Origin of the sequence: Rhodococcus sp. EPR-134, assembly GCF_001647205.1 — a bacterium.
In the GTDB taxonomy this organism is placed as follows: Bacteria; Actinomycetota; Actinomycetes; order Mycobacteriales; family Mycobacteriaceae; genus Rhodococcus_F; species Rhodococcus_F qingshengii.
Genome location: NZ_LVCT01000183.1, coordinates 1 through 3,015, shown reverse-complemented (window position 1 = coordinate 3,015; position 3,015 = coordinate 1). Strand labels below are relative to the sequence as shown.

3 protein-coding genes are annotated in these 3,015 nt (G+C 62.3%); 1 reads left to right on the top strand and 2 read right to left on the bottom strand.

What is annotated here, in order from left to right:
* Window positions 1–151: 151 nt before the first annotated feature.
* Window positions 152–910 carry an ABC transporter permease gene (locus A2J01_RS08190; protein ID WP_050656815.1) on the top strand — a complete coding sequence of 253 codons (759 nt, stop codon included), beginning with the start codon at window positions 152–154 and terminating at the stop codon, window positions 908–910.
* A gap of 9 nt (window positions 911–919) precedes the next feature.
* On the opposite strand, the gene A2J01_RS08185 is transcribed toward A2J01_RS08190, so the two are convergent.
* Both A2J01_RS08185 and dapD read right to left on the bottom strand, forming a co-directional pair.
* Window positions 920–2,302, bottom strand: coding sequence for an amino acid permease (locus tag A2J01_RS08185; protein WP_003945184.1), 1,383 nt, complete (start codon window positions 2,300–2,302; stop codon window positions 920–922).
* Window positions 2,302–3,015: 2,3,4,5-tetrahydropyridine-2,6-dicarboxylate N-succinyltransferase (dapD, locus tag A2J01_RS08180; protein ID WP_064112481.1), on the bottom strand; the 714-nt coding region annotated here is incomplete at its 5' end. The genes dapD and A2J01_RS08185, both read right to left, overlap by 1 nt.

Here is a 3,015-nt window from a genome sequence, read left to right as displayed (position 1 = left end):
CGCTCGAGGATGCGTTCATGAAGTTGACCGGGGACGATGTCCAGTACCACGCATCCGGTATCGATCCGGGTGTCGGTGCACACCACGCAAATACACAGCTGGCAAATACACAGCAGGCAAACACGCAGCAGGCTATGGGAGGTGCACTGTAATGGCTGTTCTCAGTGCGGAACGTATCAAGATCACCACGACCAAGTCGCCGCTGTGGTGCACGATCATCATCATCGTGCTCGGGTTGGGACTCGCTACCGTTTTCGGACTGAGCGCCAAGTCGTCGCTCAGCGGCCCCAACGGTGCAATGATGCCGACAGTTTCGGGGGCACTCAGTGGAGTGACCGGCTTCGGTGTGTTGGTTCTGATGATCATGGCGGCCCTCGCGATCACCAGCGAATATCGTTTCGGGACCATCCGAACCACATTCCAGGCCGTTCCGAACCGCGCCTCGGTGCTCATCGCCAAAGCGGGCCTCATCGGTGGGTTCGGAGCGGTGCTGACTCTCGTGTTGTCGTTCGGCGCCTTCGCCCTCACGAAGGCCACGGCAGGTGACGCCGGAAGATTCCTGACTCTGTCCGGCGACGAGAACTGGCGGGTCGTCTACGGAACACCGATCTACGCGTTCTTCTGCGTAGTTCTAGCCGTCGGAGTCGGCGCGTTGCTCCGGCAGTCTGCAGGTGCGATCGCGCTTCTGCTGTTGTGGCCCTTGCTGATCGAGAATCTTTTCAACCTGTTCGGAAGTATCGGCGAGAAGATCATGCCGTTCCTGCCGTTCATGAACGCCAACAATTTTCTCGGTTCCGGCGGTAGCGTCGATTTCCACTGGGGACCCTGGGGCAGCCTGATCTACTTCGCCCTCTTCGTGCTCGTCGTATTCGGTCTCAGCATCGTCGTCGTGAACAGGCGGGATGCATAGGCACACGGATCAGACGGGCTGATTCTGCTTACGCCAACGGGCGTTCAGGAAACCCAATGCCGCGATCACGAGGAACAACACGGTGGTCGAGATCAACTGTGCACGGGCATCGGCGTCGAAGAGCATGAGGACGACGAACACACCGAGCATCGCGAGTGTCGCGTAGCTCAGATACGGGAACAGCCACATCCGAACCGTCAGCTTGCCCGACGCTTCGAGTTGTTTTCGCAGTCGCAGATGCGAGACGACGATGAAGATCCAGATGACCAGCAGCGCAGCGCCGACTGCGTTGAGCAGGATGCCGAGCAGGTCGTCGGGGAGCAGCCAGTTGAGCAGGACGCTGACGAAACCGAAGAACACCGACAGCAGAACGGCATTGGTCGGAACTCCGGTGCTCGACAGTTTCGCCATGAAGGCGGGTCCGTCGCCGCGGCGCGAAAGTGAGAACGCCATGCGAGAGGTGCCGTAGATGTTGGCGTTGAAGGCGGAAAGCAACGCCACCACTACGACGAGTTCCATGAACCCGGCAACGCCTGGAATGTTCGCCTTGTTCAGGACGGCCACAAACGGGCCGCTCTCGAGTTCGGGGTCGTTCCAGGGCAGCACCAGAACCATGATCGAGATGGCGCCGATGTAGAAGACGCTGATGCGCCACACCACGCTCCGGACAGCGACGGCGATGGAGCGTTCCGGATTCTCGGATTCGGCTGCGGCGATGGTGACGATCTCGATCCCACCGAAGGCGAATGCCACGACGAGAAGTCCTGCGGCAATGCCGGACAGCCCGTTGGGCATGAAGCCGCCCTGGCCGAACAGATTGCTCGTACCGACCGGGTCGGTATCGGGGAGGATGCCGAACACCAGCAGGACACCGATGATCAGGAAGCCGATGATGACGGTGACTTTGATTGCGGCGAACCAGAACTCGAACTCACCGAAGTTGCTGACTTTTGCCAGGTTCACCACGGCGAAGAACACCACGAAAACCAGGGCGACAACCCATTGCGGGATCGACGGCACCCAGTCGTTCACGATCGCCGAAGCCCCGGTGATCTCGGCGCCCAGCACCATGATCAGCATGAACCAGTAGAGCCAGCCCATCACGAAGCCGGCCCACTCGCCGATCCCCAGGCGCGCGTAGTGAGAGAAGGAACCGCTGGCCGGGATCGCGGCGCCCATCTCGCCGAGCATGCGCATCACGAACACCACGACGGCGCCCGCAAGGATGTAGGAGATCAGGACGGCCGGCCCGGCCTTGGCGATACCGACGCCGGTTCCGAGGAACAGGCCGGCGCCGATGGCCGAGCCCAGGCCCATCATCGTCAGATGGCGGACCTTGAGGCCGTGGCCGAGAGCAGTGGTTGTTCCGTCGGAGACGTCGGTGCTACTCATCAGTCGTTGGCGTGCAAAGCAGCGTTCAGTTCGACGCCGGTGCCCTTCCACGGCACGACCTCGACGGCACCCGAGACCGAGTTACGACGGAAGAGAAGGTTCGACTTGCCGCTCAGTTCCTTGGCCTTGACGACGGTTCCGTCCGGGCCGGTGACCTTGGTGCCGGCGGTGACGTAGAGGCCCGCTTCGAGGACGCAGTCGTCGCCGAGCGAAATGCCGAGGCCGGCGTTTGCGCCGAGGAGGCAGCGCTTGCCGAGGGAGATCGTTTCCTTGCCTCCACCGGAGAGGGTGCCCATGATCGAGGCGCCGCCGCCCACATCGGATCCGTCGTCGACGACGACGCCCGCGGAGATGCGGCCTTCGACCATCGAGTTGCCGAGGGTTCCGGCGTTGAAGTTGACGAAGCCCTCGTGCATGACGGTCGTTCCGCTGGCGAGGTGTGCACCGAGTCGGACACGGTCCGCGTCACCGATGCGAACTCCGGACGGCACGACGTAGTCGACCATGCGGGGGAACTTGTCGACGCTGAACACGGTCACGACGCCGCGGATGCGCAGACGCGAGCGAACCTGCTCGAAACCTTCGACGGCGCACGGGCCGAAGTTGGTCCACACGACGTTGCTGAGCAGGCCGAACTGGCCGTCGAGGTTGACACCGTGGGGTGCGACGAGACGGTGCGAGAGGAGATGGAGGCGCAGGTAGACGTCATGTGC